Below are 16,360 nucleotides of genomic sequence, written 5' to 3'. Positions count from 1 at the left end.
ATGGATATGACCGGCAAGATTCGCGCGATCTGCGCTCGCTCCCTGTTCCTGACGTCCCTCGGGCTCCTCGGCTGGGCGCTCGCGTCGGGCTGCTCTGGATCGACGAGCGGGACGCGAACGAGCGGCGACGCCTCCGGCAGCGGCGGCTCCGGCGGAGTCGCCTCCGGCGGGGCGGGCTCCGGCGGAACGGCCGGAGACTCCTCCCTCGGGGGCGGCGTCTTCGGCTCCGGGTCGGGCGACGGCGGCCCGGGCGGAGGGGACGGCGGCGGAGATTGCGGCGGCCAGCAGGTGGACGCAGCGCCGCGGGAGGTCCACCTCGTGATCGTGCTCGATCGTTCGGAGAGCATGACCAAGGGCTGGGAGGCGAGCGACCGCTGGACGATGGTGAAGGGCGCCCTCGGCACCGCGCTCGACGCGATCGAGGGCAGGATGTCCGTCGGGCTCCAGCTCTTCCCCACCGACGATCACTGCGGCATGGATCCGGGCACGGATCTGAGCGTCGCGGTGGCTCCGGGCGCGACCGCGGTCCCCGCCATCAAGGCCCGGCTGGAGGCGACCGCGCCCGGCGGCGCGACGCCGACCGCGGGCGCCCTGGAGCGCGCCCTGCGGTACCTCACCGAGGGCGCCGGCAGCGCCCTCGAGGGCGACAGGTACGTGCTCCTGGCGACCGACGGCGGCCCGAACTGCAACCAGGATCCGGCGATGACCTGCCCGGCCACGACCTGCACCACGAACATGGATGGCGACTGTCCGGCGGTCGTCGAGAACTGCTGCTCCGGGGGCGCGGCGGACGCGTGCCTGGACGACGCGCGCACCGTGCAGCAGGTGAGAGACCTGCGCGCGGCCGGCATCGAGACGTTCGTCGTCGGCATCCCCGGCACGACCGCCTACGCCGATATGCTGGACGAGCTCGCCACCGAGGGAGGGACGGCGACGTCGGAGAGCTCGCCGCGCTACTTCGAGGTGGTGGACGCGGCGAGCCTCGGCGAGACGCTGACGAGCATCACCCGCGATCTCGTGAGGAGCTGCGAGCTCGCGCTCGAGACCGAGCCGCCGGACCGCGCGAAGGTCAACGTCACCATCGATGGTGAGGTGCTGCCGAAGGCGGGCGACGACGGCTGGGATTACGACGATTCGACGACCCCACCGACCGTCGTGATCAAGGGCGCGACGTGCGAGCACGTGAAGTCCGCGGGGGTCGAGAGCGTCCGTGTCGAGTTCGGTTGCCCCACCGTCGAGGAGCCGCGCTGACCTGCGCCGGCGACGCGCCCTCCCGGAGCGCCGCGCAATCCATCCGCCGCTGTCCCAGAGAGCCGGCCCACATCGCACGGCGCGTCGCGCCAACGACGCACCGTGCCAGCCCGACCGGCGCGCGCTCGAATCGCACGCGAGGATGAGATCCGTCCCGGTCGATATTCGTGAGCGCGCCAGCAGTACTTGTTGATCGTGAGCGAATTCACGGACCCGGACTCGCTCAGGATCCGCGGGGGGAGCGGTCTAGACAGAATCCGCCCAGAGTGCGATTCTGCTAGGCCACCGTCCGTCCTTTCTGCTCGGCCCATGCGCTGCGCAGGCCGAACAGTCAAGCGCCCTCGCGAGGTGAGATGCTCTCCGTAACCTGCACCGTGAGCCAGCAGATCTATAGCGACGCGAGCATCGAGGTGTTCGAAGGCACCTGGGGCGACGAGCGCAAGCCTGCTGTCTTCAAGGTCCTGAAGAGCGAGTTCCCGAGCTCGCGCGAGCTCGCGTCGCTCAGGCACGAGTACAACGTCCTCTGCGAGCTCGACGTCGAGGGCGTCGTCAAGGCGTACGGGCTCGAGAAGCACAAAAACGGCCTCGCCCTCGTGCTCGAGAGGCCGAGCAGGACGACGCTCCACGACATCCTGCGCGCCGGCCGGCTGGAGCTCAAGCCGGCCCTGACGATCGCCCGCTCGGCGGCCCGGGTCCTCGACGAGATCCACCGCCGCAAGGTGATTCACAAGGACGTCAAGCCGCACAACCTCCTGGTCGACCCGGACACGCTCAAGGTCCATTTCGCCGGCTTCGGCATCGCCACGCTCCTCCCGCAGGAGACGCAGCAGGCGGTGAGCCCCGAGGCGCTCGAGGGGACGCTCGCGTACATGTCGCCCGAGCAGACCGGCCGGATGAACCGCGTGATCGACCGCCGCACCGATCTCTACTCGTTCGGCGTGACCCTCTACCAGATGCTCACCGGCGTCCTGCCGTTCAACGAGAGCGATCCGATGGATCTCATCCACGGCCACATCGCGCGCACGCCCGTGCCCCCGCCCGAGCGGGTCCCGGGCGTGCCCGAGGCGGTGTCCCGGATCGTGATGAAGCTCCTCGCCAAGAACGCGGAGGACCGGTATCAGAGCGCCTTCGGCCTGTTCGCCGACCTCGACGCGTGCCTCCGCCAGCTCTCGACCGCCGGCGCGGTGGCGCCGTTCGCGCTCGGCCAGCGCGACATCCCGGACACGCTGCGCATCCCGCAGAAGCTCTACGGCCGCGCCGAGGAGGAGCGCGCGCTGCTCGCCGCCTTCGAGCGCGCCGCCGGCGGGGAGGGGGAGCTCCTGCTCGTGTCGGGGTACTCGGGCATGGGCAAGTCGGCCCTCGTGAACGAGATCCACAAGGCCATCGCCCAGCGAGGCGGCTATTTCACCGCCGGCAAGTTCGATCAGCTGAACCGCGGCGCGCCGTACACCTCCCTCGCGCGGGCCTTCCGGGAGCTCATCCGGCACATCCTCACCGAGCGGCCGGAGCAGCTCGCGCGCTGGAGCACGGAGCTCGCCCGCGCGCTCGGCACGAGCGGCCAGCTCCTCGTCGACCTCATCCCGGAGCTCGAGTGGATCGTCGGCCCGCAGCCGCCGGTCCAGAAGCTCCCGCCGGCGGAGTCGCAGGGCCGCTTTCACGCGATCTTCAAGGCGTTCGTCCGCGTCTTCGCGACCGCCGAGCACCCCCTCGTGCTCTTCCTGGACGACCTCCAGTGGGCCGACCCCGCCTCGCTCAAGCTGCTGGAGGTCCTGGCCACGGATCCGGAGCGCGGCTATCTGCTCGTGATCGGCGCCTACCGCGACAACGAGGTGTACGCGGCGCACCCGCTGCGGGTCGCGCTCGGCGAGATCGAGAGGGCGGGCGCGCCGCTCTGCGAGCTCAGGCTGCGGCCGCTCGCCCTCGGCGACGTGGTCGAGCTGCTCTCGGACGCGCTCTCGGCGGCGCGCGACGAGGTCGAGCCGCTCGCCCGCGTCGTGTTCGACCGGACCCAGAGCAACCCGTTCTTCGTGCGGCAGTTCCTGGCCTCGCTCCACGCCGAGGGCCTGCTCCGCTTCGAGGCGGGCGCGTGGACGTGGAACATCGAGAGCATCCGGCGCCGCACGGTCACCGACAACGTCGTCGAGTTCATGGCGCGCAAGATCGAGGAGCTCGATCCCGAGCTCGTGCGCGTCCTCCGGCTCGCGGCGTGCATCGGGCACGAGTTCGACCTGCGCACGCTCGCGGTCATCAGCGAGCGACCGCCGCACGAGACCGTGGCCGCGCTGTGGAAGATCCTCCAAGAGGGCCTGATCGCGCCCGTGGACACCGACTACCGCCTCGCGCACGCGACCGACGGCGACGCGCGGGCCGGCGTCGACTGGCGCGTCACCTACCGCTTCTTGCACGATCGCGTCCAGCAGGCGGCCTACTCGCTCATCGGCGAGGATCGAAAGAGGGAGGTCCACCTCAGGATCGGGCGGCTCATGGTCGCGAGCAGCGAGGGCGCCGCGCGGGAGGAGGCGCTCTTCGACATCGTGAACCACTTCAACATCGCGGCGCCGATCGTCACCTCGCCCGCCGAGCAGGCCACGGCCGCCGAGCTGAACCTCGCCGCCGGCAGGCGGGCCAAGGCGGCCACCGCCTACGAGGCCGCGGCCGGCTATTTCCGCGCGGGCATGGCGTTTCTGCCCCGCGGCGGCTTCGACGACCACTACGAGCTCGCCCTCGCGCTCCACCGGGAGCGCGCCGAGGTCGAGTCGCTGTGCGGCGCGTTCGAGGAGGCCGAGCGGCTGTGCGCCGCGGCGCTCGAGCGCGCCCGGACCGAGATGGACAAGGTCTCGATCCACCTCGTCCAGGCGAATCAATACCTGCTCCAGTGGCGCAATCACGAGGCGACCCTGGTCCAGAAGGCCGGCCTCCGGCTCCTCGGGTGCCCGATCCCCGAGGACCGGGAGGAGGTCGCCGCGCTGCTCGCGCAGGAGCTCGAGGCGGTGCCGGTCCTCCTCGGAGGGCGGAGCATCGAGGAGCTCGCCCACGCCCCGAGGACGACGCGCCCCGAGCTCCCGGTGACGCTGGAGCTCCTCGTCAACCTGTTCTTCGGGGCCTACAACTCGAGCGATCAGACGCTCGCGAACCTCGCCATCGTGAAGATGGTGACGCTCTCGCTGCAGCACGGGAACAGCGACATGTCCGCCTTCGGATACGTCGCGTACGGCATGGTGGTGGGCCCGCTGCTCGGCGAGTACGAGACGGCTTATCGATTCGGCAGGATGGCCATCGAGCTCGCGGACCAGCTCGACAACCTCGTGCTCCGGGCCAAGACCTACCACATCTTCTCCGCGGACGTGCACAGCTGGACGCAGCCCCTGCGGAGGGCGGATCCTTATTACGACCGCGTCTACGATCTCGGGCTCCAGGCCGGCGACTGGACGGCCATGGGCTACATGATCAGCCAGAGCGGCTCGGACCGGCTCACCTACGGGATGCCGCTCGCGGAGCTCTCGCAGCTGACCGAGGTGCACCTCGCGTTCCTGCGGCGCGCCCGGAGCCACGACATCATCGATATCCTCCTCGCGGGCGTCATCCAGCCCATGAAATGCCTGCAAGGGCTCACGAGGAGCCGGCTCAGCTTCGACGACGGCGCGTTCGACGAGGCGTCCTACACGGCGAAGCACGGCGGCTCGCCCTACCACATGGGGTGGCTGTATTACGCCAAGATCCGGAATGCGTACCTGTTCGGCGACCGGGCGAGCTATCCCGATCTGATGCAGAAGCTCGCCGTGATCGAGGGCGCGCTGCCCACGCACGCGAAGGTGCCCGAGGCGACGTTCTATGCGGGGCTCATGCGGATCGCCGCGCTGGAGGGCGCGGAGGGCGAAGGGCGGCGGGAGCACGAGGAGCAGCTCGGGCGGCTCCTTGGGCGGATGAAGCGCTGGGCGGACGCCGGGCCGGACAACGTGCGTCACAAACACCTGCTCTTGCTGGCCGAGCAGGCCCGCGTCGAGGGGCGGCGCGCCGAGGCCATGGACCTCTACGAGCAGGGCATCGAGGCCGCGCGGCAGGCCGACTACATCAACAACCAGGCGCTCGGGAACGAGCTCTACGGCAGGTTCTGGCTCGCCCAGGGCAGGGCCGAGTTCGCCGGCACCTTCCTGCGCAGGGCCGTTTACCTGTACGAGCGCTGGGGGGCGAGCGCGAAGGTCGAGGCGCTGCGCGAGGAGCTCGCGCCGGCCGCCCCGTCGGCCGCGGATGGGGCCGTCGCGCTCTCGCCGACGAGCACCGCGCTGCCGGGGCTCGTCGCGGGGGAGAGCTTCGACCTCGCCACGGTGCTGAGGACCGCTCAGGCCATCTCGAGCGAGATCGTGCTGGACAAGGTGCTCGATCAGGTGCTGCGCAGCGTGATCAAGAGCGCCGGGGCGAGCCGGGGGTTCTTGATCCTCTCGCGCGGCGAGGTGCTCACGGTCGAGGCGATGATCTCGGTCGACCCCGACACGGTGAGCCTCGGGCTCGCGATGCCCCTGGAGACGCGCCTCGATCTGGCCCGCGCGGTCGTGCACTACGTGGCGCGCTCGCGCGAGGCGCTCGTGATCGGCCGGGCGGAGGACGACCCGCGCCTCGCCGGCGATCCGCACGTGATCGCGCGCCGGCCGAAATCGATCCTCGGCTTGCCGCTGCTCCACCAGGGCCGGCTGAGCGGCGTCCTGTACCTCGAGAACCACCTCGCCGAGCACGCGTTCACCGCCGATCGCATCGAGCTCTTGCGCCTGCTCTCGTCGCAGGCGGCGGTGGCGGTCGAGAACGCGCTGCTCTACGCGGATCTGGAGGCCGTGAGCGCCGAGCTCCGGGCCGCCAACGAGCGCCTGGAGCGGGAGGTCGAGGAGCGCACGGAGGAGCTCTCGCAGGCGAACGAGCGCCTCTCGGCGCAGAGCGAGGAGCTCCGGGACGCCAACCTGCGCCTCCTCCACGAGCTCGGCGAGCGCGAGCGCGCCGAGGAGGCGAGGGCCCAGCTGCAAGAGGAGGTGATCCGGTTCCAGCGGGAGAAGATCTCCGAGCTGTCGACGCCGCTCGTGCCGATCACGAACGACGTGATGGTCATGCCGCTCATCGGCACGCTGGACGAGGAGCGCGCGGAGGACGTGCTTCAGACCTTGCTCGACGGCGCGATGAGGAGCAGCGCCCGCGTGGTCATCATCGATGTCACGGGGCTCAAGGGGGTCGATCACCGCGTGGCGAACGCGCTCATCAACGCGGCGAACGCCCTCCGGCTGCTCGGGACCCAGGCCGTGCTGACCGGCATCCGCGGCGAGGTCGCGCAGGCGCTCATCCGGCTCGACATCGACATGTCGCGCATCGCGATCCGCGGCACGCTGCAGAGCGGGATCGCCTACGCCATCGGCCGATCCGGCGCCCTGAGGACGTCGGGGACGCGCGCCTAGGGATGGCCCGGAGGTCCGTCCGTCGAATCGTGTAGACACGTCCGGAGCGGATGGCGCATCATGAGTCCGCCAGTCCGCCGGGGGGTGCCTGCTTCATCGTGCGCCGTGCGGCGGCACGAGGCGTCTGGATCCGTCGAGTCGGGCGGCTCCGCGCGGGTGGAGGGGTGAGGCGCATGATGAAGAGCATCGGACGGTTCATCGTCGGGGTCTGCGTGGCGGCGGGGCTCGCGGCCCTGGGCTGCGACAACAGCGGCGCCGGCAGCGCGCCGGGCGCGCCGGGCGCGCCGGCAGAGGGCGCGAAGCCGAAGCTCGCTTACATCACGAACGGGGTCGCCCCGTTCTGGACCATCGCCGAGAAGGGCGTCATCGACGGGGCGAAGGAGTACAACGCCGAGGTGAGCGTCGTGATGCCGAGCGACGTGAACGACCAGATGCACCGGGTCGAGGACCTCTTGATCCGCGGCGTCGACGGCATCGCGATCAGCCCGATCGACGCGGAGAACCAGGTCCCGCTGCTCAACAAGGCGGCGGCCAAGACAAAGCTCATCACGCAGGACTCGGACGCGCCGAAGAGCGACCGGCTCGTGTACATCGGGATCGACAACTACGTCGCTGGCCGGATGGCGGGGCAGCTCGTGAAGGAGGCGATCCCCGGCGGCGGCAAGGTGGCGATCCTCGTCGGCCGGCTCGAGGGCGACAACGCCCGCAAGCGCCGCCAGGGCGTGCTCGACGAGCTGCTCGATCGGAAGGACACGAGCGGCGGAAACGACCCGCTGAACCAGGAGCTGAAGGGGGCGAAGTACACGATCATCGCGACCCTGACGGACCAGATCGACGCCGCCAAGGCGAAGAGCAACGCCGAAGACATGATGTCGGCGCACCCGGACCTCGTGGGCCTCATCGGCCTGAACGCGTACCACACGCCGGCCCTGCTCGAGGCGGTCAAGCAGGCCGGGAAGATGGCCTCGATCCAGGTCGTCGGCTTCGACGAGCAGGACGCGACGCTGCGCGCGATCCAGGACGGCGAGGTGGTCGGCACGGTGGTGCAGAATCCGTACATGTACGGCAAGGAGTCGGTGCGGGTGCTCGCGGCGCTCGTGCGGGGCGACACCTCCGTCGTGCCCCCGGGCGAGTTCATCTCCCTGCCGGCCCGGCAGATCCGCAAGACCAACCTGGCCGAGTTCTGGGCGGATCTGAAGCAGAAGGCGGGCAAGGCCGAGTGAGCCCCGGCGGGCCGCGCGGCGCCGCCGGACCGACCCCCTGACGCGAATGACAGCCTCCTCGCCCGACCCGGACAGGGCGCCGCTGCTCGAGGCGCGCGGCCTGACCAAGCGCTTTCCCGGCGTGCTCGCGCTCCATGACGTTCACCTCGCGCTCGGCCGCGGCGAGGTGCTCGGCATCGTCGGCGAGAACGGCGCCGGCAAGAGCACCCTCATGAAGATCCTCGCGGGCGTCGAGGCGCCCGACGCCGGCGAGATGCGCCTCGACGGGCGGCCGGCCGCGCTCGGCTCGGTGCGAGAGGCGCTCTCCCGCGGGATCGCGCTCATCCACCAGGAGCTCAACCTGGCGGAGAACCTCGATATCGCCGCCAACATCTTCCTCGGCCGCGAGCCGCGGCGGGGCGGCTTCATCGACGAGCGCAGGATGGAGCGGGACGCGCGGGCGATCATGGCGCGGGTCGGCCTCGCGTGCTCGCCGCGCGCGCTCGTCGGCGGCCTGTCGCTCGGGCAGCGTCACCTCGTGGAGATCGCCAAGGCGCTCTCCGCGAACGCCCGGGTGCTCATCATGGATGAGCCGACGTCGTGCCTGTGCCCGCCCGAGGCCGAGGCGCTGTTCGACGTGGTGCGGGAGCTCCGCGCGGGCGGTATCGGCGTCGTGTACATCTCTCACCGCCTCGGCGAGGTGACGGCGCTGTGCGATCGCGTCCTCGTGCTGCGCGACGGCGAGAACGCGGGCGAGCTTCCGCGCGACGAGATGAGCCACGATCGCATCGTGCGGCTGATGGTGGGGCGCGATCTCTCCCAGTTCTATCCGCACGTCCCGCACCCGCCGGGCGAGCCGGTGCTCGAGGTGTCGGGCCTCAGGACGCCGCGGCACCCCGAGCACGCGCTCTCCTTCACGGTGCGCGCGGGCGAGATCGTCGGCGTGGCGGGGCTGCTCGGCGCGGGGCGCACGTCGCTGCTGCGGACGCTGTTCGGCGTCACGCCGGCGGCCGGGGGCGCCGTCCGCGTGGCCGGGCGGGCGTTCACCCCGCGCACCCCGCGCGACGCCATCGCCGCCGGGATGGGCCTGGTCCCGGAGGATCGCCAGCAACAGGGCATCATCCTGGAGATGGCGATCCGGGCGAACGTGAGCCTGCCGAGCCTCGGCGCGGCGCACCGCTACGGCGTCCTCGATCGCGCGGGCGAGCGCCGGATGTCGGCGCAGATCGTGCGCGAGCTCGGGGTGCGGACGCCGACCGACGTGCAGCCGGCGCAGCACCTCTCCGGCGGCAACCAGCAGAAGGTGGTGATCGGAAAGTGGCTGTCGATGTCGCCGCGCGTGCTCCTGCTCGACGAGCCGACCCGCGGCATTGACGTCGGCGCAAAGCACGAGATATACCAGCTGATGGAGCGATTGGCCGCGAGCGGCATGGCCACCTTGTTCGTCTCCAGCGACATGGAAGAGGTGATGGGGATGTCGGATCGGGCGCTGGTGATGCACGAGGGGCGCATCGCCGGGGAGCTCGGCCGCGCCGAGCTCCGCGAGGAGGCGATCATGCGGCTCGCGACCGGCAGCGACGCCGCGGCGTGACCCGGCGCCATCGGGCGGGATCGAGGCCAGAGGAGCATGCCTGTGACGACGACTCGTGATCTCGGGGCGCGCGATGACGCGCCCGCCCCGCTCGCGCCGAGCACCCGGCGCAAGGTGCTCGGCGTCTTCTGGCTGCTCGTCGCCGTGTCGCTCGGGACCGCGCTCCTGAACGGCAGGTTCCTCCTGGCGGACAACCTCGAGAACCTGATCCGGCGGACGGCGCTGTTCGGCATCCTCAGCATCGGGGCCGGCTTCGTGATCATCACGGGCGGCATCGATCTGTCGATCGGCTCGGTCGTGGCGCTCGCCGGCTGCATGCTGCCGTGGCTGCTCGCGGTCCAGCACTGGTCGCCCGCGCTGGCGGTGCCGGTGCTGCTCGGGATCTCGCTGTGCATCGGGCTCGCGCACGGGCTGCTCATCACGAAGCTCCGGCTCCAGCCGTTCGTGGTGACGCTCTGCGGGCTCTTGCTCTACCGGGGCACCGCGCGCGGGATCTCGGGCGATCAGACGCAGGGGTTCGGCGTCGGGTTCGAGTCGCTGCGGTACCTGTCGGTCGGCAGCCCGTTCGCCATCCCGGTGCCGTTCCTCTCGTGGATCTCGGAGGGCCGCTTCAGCCCTTATGCGGTGAACCCGTTCACCGGCGCGAGGACGCGCCTCGATCCGATCACGTGGATCGACATCCCGATGCCGTTCCTCCTGTTCCTCGGGATCGCGGTCGCGGCGTCGATCTTCCTGAACCGCACCATCTACGGCCGTTATCTGATGGCGCTCGGCCGCAACGAGCAGGCGGCCCGCTACAGCGGGGTCGACACCGACAGGATGACGATCCTCGCCTATGTCCTCTGCTCGGTGCTCGCCTGCTTCGGGGGCATGCTGTTCGCGCTGGAGGTCAACTCGGCCCAGCCGGTCGATTTCGGCAACTTCTACGAGCTCTACGCCATCGCCGCGGCCGTGCTGGGCGGCTTCAGCCTGCGCGGCGGCGAGGGGGCGGTGATGGGCGTGATCCTCGGCACGGCGCTGATGCAGGTGCTGCGCAACTCCATCAACATGCTGGGGGTCCCGACCCAGATCGAGTTCGCGGTCATCGGCGCCGTCATCCTGATCGGCGTCATCGCGGACGAGCTGGCCAAGCGCTACGCGGCGGCGCGGCGCAAGGTGGTTGGCTCGTGAGCTCGTGGGCCGGCGAGCCGCCGGCGCGGCCATCCGATCATGGCGCCTCGATGTCGAACTTCGTCACGAAGTCGCCGCGACCGAGCTGATGTCCGCTCTCCAACTCGACGTCGTCGAACGTCCTTCCCAGCACGGCGACATGCCCTTCGGGATCGACGGCGAGCCGATGGAGCATCTGGAGGCTACCCACGACGGTCCTGCTCTGCGAGATGGATCCATCCGCAGAAAGCTGCACGACGAAGCCGGCGCCATCGTCCGCGTCCGCGGTGAGCTCCCCGCCGTCGACGTCCATCGTCCCGCCGAACATGCCCGCAATGAAGGCCCGCCCATCAGGCCCGATCCCGAGGCTCTCCGCTCCTGAGAGCTTGCTGCTGCCGAGGAGCCGGCTGAGCTGGTGGGCGCCCTCGGCATCGAACTTGGCCACGTACGCGCTGCGCCGACATTCGACGGTCTCCAGCAGGCCGCCGCCCAGATCGATGCCGCACTCGGTGGAGCCCGCGATGAGGGCGTCGCCGCTCGGGTCGATCGCCAACCCTTCGCTGATGGTGCCGTTGTTGGTAGCTTCCCATCGTTTGCTCCAGCGGTGGCTTCCCGCTGCGTCGAGCCGTACGAGGAACAGCCCGGAAGCGAGTCGATCGTCCGGTCCGAGCGGACCTCCTCCAAAGTCGACGGAGCCGCCTTGACCTCCCGTGATGATCACCTCTCCGGAAGAGTCGACACCGAGCCCACGGATGTTGACGGTGCCCACGAACTGCTTGCTCCACAGGTGCTGCCCCGCGGCGTTCAGCTTGGCCACGAAGGCGGGCCGCTGGCCGTCGCTCGTGTTCGTCAACGACACTCCACCGAAGTCGATGGTGCCCTCGAAATCGCCTGCGAGCACCACGTCGTCGGTCGTCGGATCGACGGCCATGTAGAGGAAGAGCGGAACCATCCCGGACGCGCCGCCGAGCCGCTTGCTCCAGATGTGATTGCCGGCGCCGTCGAGCTTCGCCACGAAGAGGGATCTGCCTCCGGTGAGCGTCGCGCCGCCGAGGTCCATCGCGCCAGCGAATGTTCCTCCGAGGAGCATGTTGCACCGGGAATCGAACGCGATCCTGTCGCCGCGCTGGTCGCTCCGGTCGCCGAAGACCTTGCTGAAAACGTGGTTCCCCGCGGCATCGAACTTCGCCACGACGACATCCATGCCCCCTCCGGGCGTTAGCTCGCCGCCGCCGAGATCGATACGCTGTTGCGCTATCCCCGTCATGCCGAGGTTGCCAGAACGATCGAATGCGATGGAGTTCAGCTCCAGCGTCAAGATGCCCTTGTCGAAAGGCCGTGCCTCGACCGGCGGACGGCACGAGTCCACGGGGAGCTCCGCGCCGCCGCCGCCGCCGCTCCCGCCGCCATCGCTCCCGCCGCCGCCGCGCCCCCCTCCGCCCGCGGCGAGCGGGGCGGCGCCGCCCCCGCCGCCGCCGGGTGACGCGGCGCCCGCGCCGCCGCCGCTCGGGTCCACGATCGTCTCGGCGCACGCGCCCAGCCCCAGCACGGCCGCCCCGAGCCCACACCACGCCTTTCGCATCGCCCATGCTCCTTGCGTCGATCCACGTCGCCGGCTCCGACCCCGGGACGGTACGGGACGCGCCTCGCCGCGTCGACACGATGCGTAAATGGCATCGTCGCGGTCCTCGCCTGGAGCCCGGCATGGCGGCGCGCGAGGGCGCGTTGTTTGCGTGCTAAGCTGAAAAATTGCCGGCGTTCCACGCGGCGCAGGAGCGAGCAGAGCGCAGGGGGCCGCTGTAGCGGATCGCCTGCACCACGTGGAAACATCAATCAAGTCGCTGGCTTACGGCAGCCGTGGAGAGCCCTCACGCGGCGGCTGCCCGGGTGGAAAGGGGATGGCGTGATGCGGAACCGGATTTCTTGTGTTGCTATAATTTTTCATCTGACGCTGGGGCTCGCGGGCTGTGCGGTCGGCGCGGACGAGGCCTCGTTCGAGGCGTCGGCCGTCCCGTTCGAACAGGGCGGCGAGGCGCCGGCGAGCGATCTGAGAGCCGCCGGCGCCGGCCTCAGCGCCGCGGGCGCAGGGGCAGCGTCGGTGTGGGGACCTGCCGAGAAGTCGTTCCTCGGCACGTCGACGACCTCGGCCTCGCGGGTCTACTTCACCGGGTACCGGGGCATCGTGTCCGAGGTGTTCTATCCGGTGCTCGACACGGTCAACACCGTCGACCTGCAGTTCATGGTGGGGGACACGGCCAAGACCTTCGTCGACGAGGAGAAGCAGCAGAGCTACACCGTCACCCAGCCGGACAAGCGTTCCATGCGGTGGCAGGCGGTGACCAGCAACAGCGCCCACAACTGGCGGATCACCAAGAGCATCTTCACCGATCCGGGGCGCAACGCGCTGATCCAGCGCGTCCAGTTCGACGCGCTGAACGGCAGGAACGTCACCCAGTTCAACCTCTACCTGCTCCACAACCCGGCCATGGACAACTCCGGGGGCGGCGACTCATCGAAGACCGTGACGGCGGGCGGGCGCACGATGCTGGTCGCCTCGGAGAACAGCCGCTTCTCGGCGCTCGCCGCCTCGCAACCGTGGAAGACGCTGACGAGCGGCGGCCTGCCGATGGTGTCGAGCGGCTTCGTCGGCGAGACCGACGGCTGGACCGACCTGCTCGGCGGCACCGCCGACAAGACGATGAGCTGGCGCAACGACCTCGCGAGCGGCGGCAACGTGGCGCAGATGGGCTGGGTCGACCTCGGCGCGAGCGCCGTCACCAGCGTCTCGTTCGACGTGGTGCTCGCCTTCGGCGCCACCGAGGCCGAGGCGACGACCACCGCGAACGCGACGCTCGGCAGCAACCTGACCACCCTGCGAACGACCTACGACAGCGGGTGGAACGGCTACGCGAGCGGGCTCAACAACCAGGGCGGCACCGCCGACGACCAGTATTACCTCGCGGCGATGTCGCTGAAGACGATCCAGGACAAATCGAACGGCGCCATGATCGCCGGGATGGGCACGCCGTGGGGCGAGAGCAACGGCGACGCCAACAACGGCGGGTATCACCTGGTCTGGCCGCGCGATCTGTTCAAGTTCGCCAGCGCGCTTGTCACGGCCGGGGACACGGCGACCGCGACCTCGGTGGTCAATTACCTGTTCAACACGCTCCAGCAGTCGAGCGACTGCGGGATCGCCGAGTACAACGCGCCGAGCTGCCCGCAGGGCTACAGCCGCGTCGGCCGCTTCCCGCAGAACGCCTGGGTCAGCGGGTGGCAGTACTGGCAGGGCACGCAGATGGATGAGCAGGCGATGCCGATCATCCTCGCCTGGCGCCTCGGCCCGTCGGCGTACAACCCGCTGTGGTCGAAGATCAAGAAGACCGCCGACTACATCGTCAACACCGGCCCCTGGACCCAGCAGGAGCGCTGGGAGGAGAACTCGGGGTACTCGCCGTCGACGATCGCCGCCGAGATCGCCGGCCTCGTCTGCGCCGCCGCGATCGCGCGCGACAACGGCGACACGACGAGCGCGGCTCGCTACCTGGCCGCCGCCGATTACTGGCAGCAGAGCGTCGACCGCTGGACGTTCACGAACACCGGCTATCATGGCGACGGCAAGTATTACATCCGCGTCAACCCGTCGGCGCGGGGCAACACCGGAACCGGGCCGCAGGTGTATAACCCCGTGTCCGGGCCGGACGCGGCGATCTCGTTCACGAACGGCAACGGCGGCGGCACGCACGACCAGCGCTACATCGTCGACGGCGGATTCCTCGAGCTCGTGCGGATGGGGGTGAAGCGCGCGGACGATCCGTCGATCCTCGCGACGCTGCCGGAGTACGACAGCATCCTGAAGCGAAACATCGCCGGCAAAGGCGACGCGTGGTTCCGCTACAACTACGATGGATACGGCGAGAAGAACGACGGCACCAACTTCGACGGCACGGGCGGCCGGGGCCGGCTGTGGCCCATCTTCACCGCCGAGCGCGGCATGTTCAAGATCGCCACCACGGGCGTCGGCGCCGACGGCAATCCGTTCCTGACCGCGGTGAAGGCGTTCTCGACGCCGCAGGGCTTCATCCCGGAGCAGGTGTGGAGCGAGACGACGAACGTCACCGGCTGGATCGTCGACAAGCCGGCGAACGCCACGGCGGGCACCCCGACGAGGTCGATGAGCCCGCTGAACTGGGCCATGGGCGAGTACATCAGCCTGCTGGCGTCGATCCGCGCGGGCAAGGTCGTCGACGTCCCGTCGGTGGTCTGCAGCCGCTACAACGCCTGCGTCGTGCCGCCCGCGTCCGGCCAGGCGAGCGTCGTGTTCAACGTGAACGCGAGCACCGTGGTTGGCCAGTACATGTACGTCACCGGCAACACCGCGGCGCTGGGCAGCTGGAATACCGATCTTGGCATCCCGGTCGATCCGCGCAGCTACCCGGTGTGGACGAACCGCGTCAATCTGCTGGCCAGCAGCGCCCTGCAGTACAAGTACTACCGCAAGAACGACAATGGCTCCGTCACCTGGGAGAACCTACCCGGCGGGGGCAATCGCACGCTGAGCACCCCGGCGTCCGGCGGGACGCTCACGCGAAACGACACCGTGAGCTGGTAAGGCCAGGCGGTGCGGGCGATACCCCTCAGGGCTGCATGAGCCCGCGGATCACCTGCTCGGCCTGCTCGACGAGCGCCGCCACGAGCTCGGCCGCCGGCCGCGGCCTGGCGAGGGCGGCGCTCTGCCCGGCCCAGAGCGACAGGGTATCCTCGCGCCCCGCCGCCGCCGCGGCCCGGCGGATCGGCTGCGTGAGCCAGTTCTGGACCGGGTACTCGGGGATCTCGTGCTCGTGCGGCGTCAAGGCGTCGACGAACGCGTTGGGGATGCCCCGCGCGGTGCGGCCGGAGAACACGCGGGTGAGCACGGTCGTGCGCGCGCGCGGCGAGGCCAGCGCGCCGCGGTGGCCGGCGCTCGCCCCCGACTCCTCGCAGGCGAGGAACGCCGTCCCGATCTGCACCCCGCCGGCGCCGAGCGCGAGCGCCGCCGCGACGCCGCGGCCGTCGGCGATGCCGCCCGCGGCGGCCACCGGGGCCCGCACCGCGTCCACCACCTGCGGGACGAGCGACAGCGTGCCGACCAGCGACTCCCGCACGGGCCGCAGGAACGCGCCCCGATGTCCGCCCGCGTCGCTGCCCGAGGCGACGATGACGTCGACGCCGGCCTGGTCGAGCGCGATCGCCTCGTCGACGGTGGTGGCGGTGCCGATGACGGCGATCCCCCGCGCCTTCGCCCCCTCGATGACCGAGGCGGGCGGGACCCCCATGACGAAGCTCAGGGCTTGCGGCCTCGCCTCGAGCGCGGCCTCGACCTGCTCCTCGAAGCGCGGGGCGAACGCGCCGGGCACCTCGGGGTCGGGCAGGCCGAGCTGCCGCAGCATGGGGCGCAGGCGCGCCACGTGCCGCTCGAGCTCCGCCGCGTCGATGGTGGCGGGCTCGCCGGGCTGGGGCACCCAGAGGTTCACCGCGAACGGGTGCGGCGTGAGCCGCCGGAGCTCGGGGACGAGGTCGCCGATCTGCGATGGCGTCAGGGCGTGCGCCCCGAAGGAGCCGAGCCCGCCGGCGTTCGAGACGGCGGCCGCGAGGGCGGTGGTGGACAGGCCGCCCCCGAAGGGGCCCTGGATGATCGGGAGACGGAGGCCGAGCTGTCGGGTGAGGCGGGTATCGGTCCACATGGCAGCGCT

Annotated in this window: 8 protein-coding genes; 6 read left to right on the top strand and 2 right to left on the bottom strand. The window is 70.5% G+C overall.

Translation table 11 applies throughout. The features are described 5' to 3' along the window. Nucleotides 1-6 precede the first annotated feature (6 nt). The 5 genes from WMF20_RS23585 to WMF20_RS23565 all read left to right on the top strand — a co-directional run bounded on the left by WMF20_RS23585 (nucleotide 7) and on the right by WMF20_RS23565 (nucleotide 10,649). Nucleotides 7-1,251, top strand: a complete 1,245-nt coding sequence (locus WMF20_RS23585) for a vWA domain-containing protein (RefSeq protein WP_437616858.1) — start codon at nucleotides 7-9, stop codon at nucleotides 1,249-1,251. Nucleotides 1,252-1,604: 353 nt separating this feature from the next. After that, entirely contained in the window at nucleotides 1,605-6,686 is a 5,082-nt protein-coding gene (locus WMF20_RS23580) for an AAA family ATPase (RefSeq protein WP_437616857.1), read from the top strand. A gap of 173 nt (nucleotides 6,687-6,859) precedes the next feature. After that, nucleotides 6,860-7,909, top strand: coding sequence for a sugar-binding protein (locus tag WMF20_RS23575; protein ID WP_129576449.1), 1,050 nt, complete (start codon nucleotides 6,860-6,862; stop codon nucleotides 7,907-7,909). Nucleotides 7,910-7,955: 46 nt separating this feature from the next. Beyond that, nucleotides 7,956-9,479, top strand: a complete 1,524-nt coding sequence (locus WMF20_RS23570) for a sugar ABC transporter ATP-binding protein (protein WP_437616856.1) — start codon at nucleotides 7,956-7,958, stop codon at nucleotides 9,477-9,479. Between the two features lie 36 nt (nucleotides 9,480-9,515). Beyond that, nucleotides 9,516-10,649: an ABC transporter permease gene (locus tag WMF20_RS23565; protein WP_437616855.1), complete on the top strand. Its 1,134-nt coding sequence runs from the start codon at nucleotides 9,516-9,518 to the stop codon at nucleotides 10,647-10,649. A 37-nt stretch (nucleotides 10,650-10,686) separates the two neighbouring features. Here the strand turns inward: WMF20_RS23565 and WMF20_RS23560 are convergent, their stop codons facing one another. Continuing rightward, nucleotides 10,687-12,210 carry a hypothetical protein gene (locus tag WMF20_RS23560; RefSeq protein ID WP_437616854.1) on the bottom strand — a complete coding sequence of 508 codons (1,524 nt, stop codon included), beginning with the start codon at nucleotides 12,208-12,210 and terminating at the stop codon, nucleotides 10,687-10,689. A 465-nt stretch (nucleotides 12,211-12,675) separates the two neighbouring features. On the opposite strand from WMF20_RS23560, the gene WMF20_RS23555 reads away from it, so the two are divergent. Further along, the gene (locus WMF20_RS23555) at nucleotides 12,676-15,240 is read left to right on the top strand and encodes a glycoside hydrolase family 15 protein (RefSeq protein WP_437617160.1); all 2,565 of its coding nucleotides are present in this window, start codon (nucleotides 12,676-12,678) and stop codon (nucleotides 15,238-15,240) included. Between the two features lie 25 nt (nucleotides 15,241-15,265). Here WMF20_RS23555 and WMF20_RS23550 read toward each other — a convergent pair whose 3' ends face one another. Continuing rightward, a complete protein-coding gene (locus tag WMF20_RS23550) occupies nucleotides 15,266-16,351 on the bottom strand; it encodes an NAD(P)H-dependent flavin oxidoreductase (RefSeq protein WP_437616853.1) in 1,086 nt (361 codons plus the stop codon). Between the last annotated feature and the right edge of the window lie 9 nt (nucleotides 16,352-16,360).

Origin of the sequence: Sorangium sp. So ce834, from assembly GCF_051521425.1 — a bacterium.
Taxonomy (GTDB): Bacteria; Myxococcota_A; Polyangia; order Polyangiales; family Polyangiaceae; genus Sorangium; species Sorangium cellulosum_D.
Note: the sequence above shows the minus strand (reverse complement) of the source record. Positions and strands in the feature narration are given on the sequence as shown.

Excerpts from the sequence above, each read along its gene's own strand:
- WMF20_RS23585 (WP_437616858.1), top strand. The coding sequence starts at position 7 with ATGACCGGCAAGATTCGCGCGATCTGCGCTCGCTCCCTGTTCCTGACG.
- WMF20_RS23580 (WP_437616857.1), top strand. The coding sequence starts at position 1,605 with ATGCTCTCCGTAACCTGCACCGTGAGCCAGCAGATCTATAGCGACGCG.
- WMF20_RS23575 (WP_129576449.1), top strand. The coding sequence starts at position 6,860 with ATGATGAAGAGCATCGGACGGTTCATCGTCGGGGTCTGCGTGGCGGCG.
- WMF20_RS23570 (WP_437616856.1), top strand. The coding sequence starts at position 7,956 with ATGACAGCCTCCTCGCCCGACCCGGACAGGGCGCCGCTGCTCGAGGCG.
- WMF20_RS23565 (WP_437616855.1), top strand. The coding sequence starts at position 9,516 with ATGCCTGTGACGACGACTCGTGATCTCGGGGCGCGCGATGACGCGCCC.
- WMF20_RS23560 (WP_437616854.1), bottom strand. The coding sequence starts at position 12,210 with ATGCGAAAGGCGTGGTGTGGGCTCGGGGCGGCCGTGCTGGGGCTGGGC.
- WMF20_RS23550 (WP_437616853.1), bottom strand. The coding sequence starts at position 16,351 with ATGTGGACCGATACCCGCCTCACCCGACAGCTCGGCCTCCGTCTCCCG.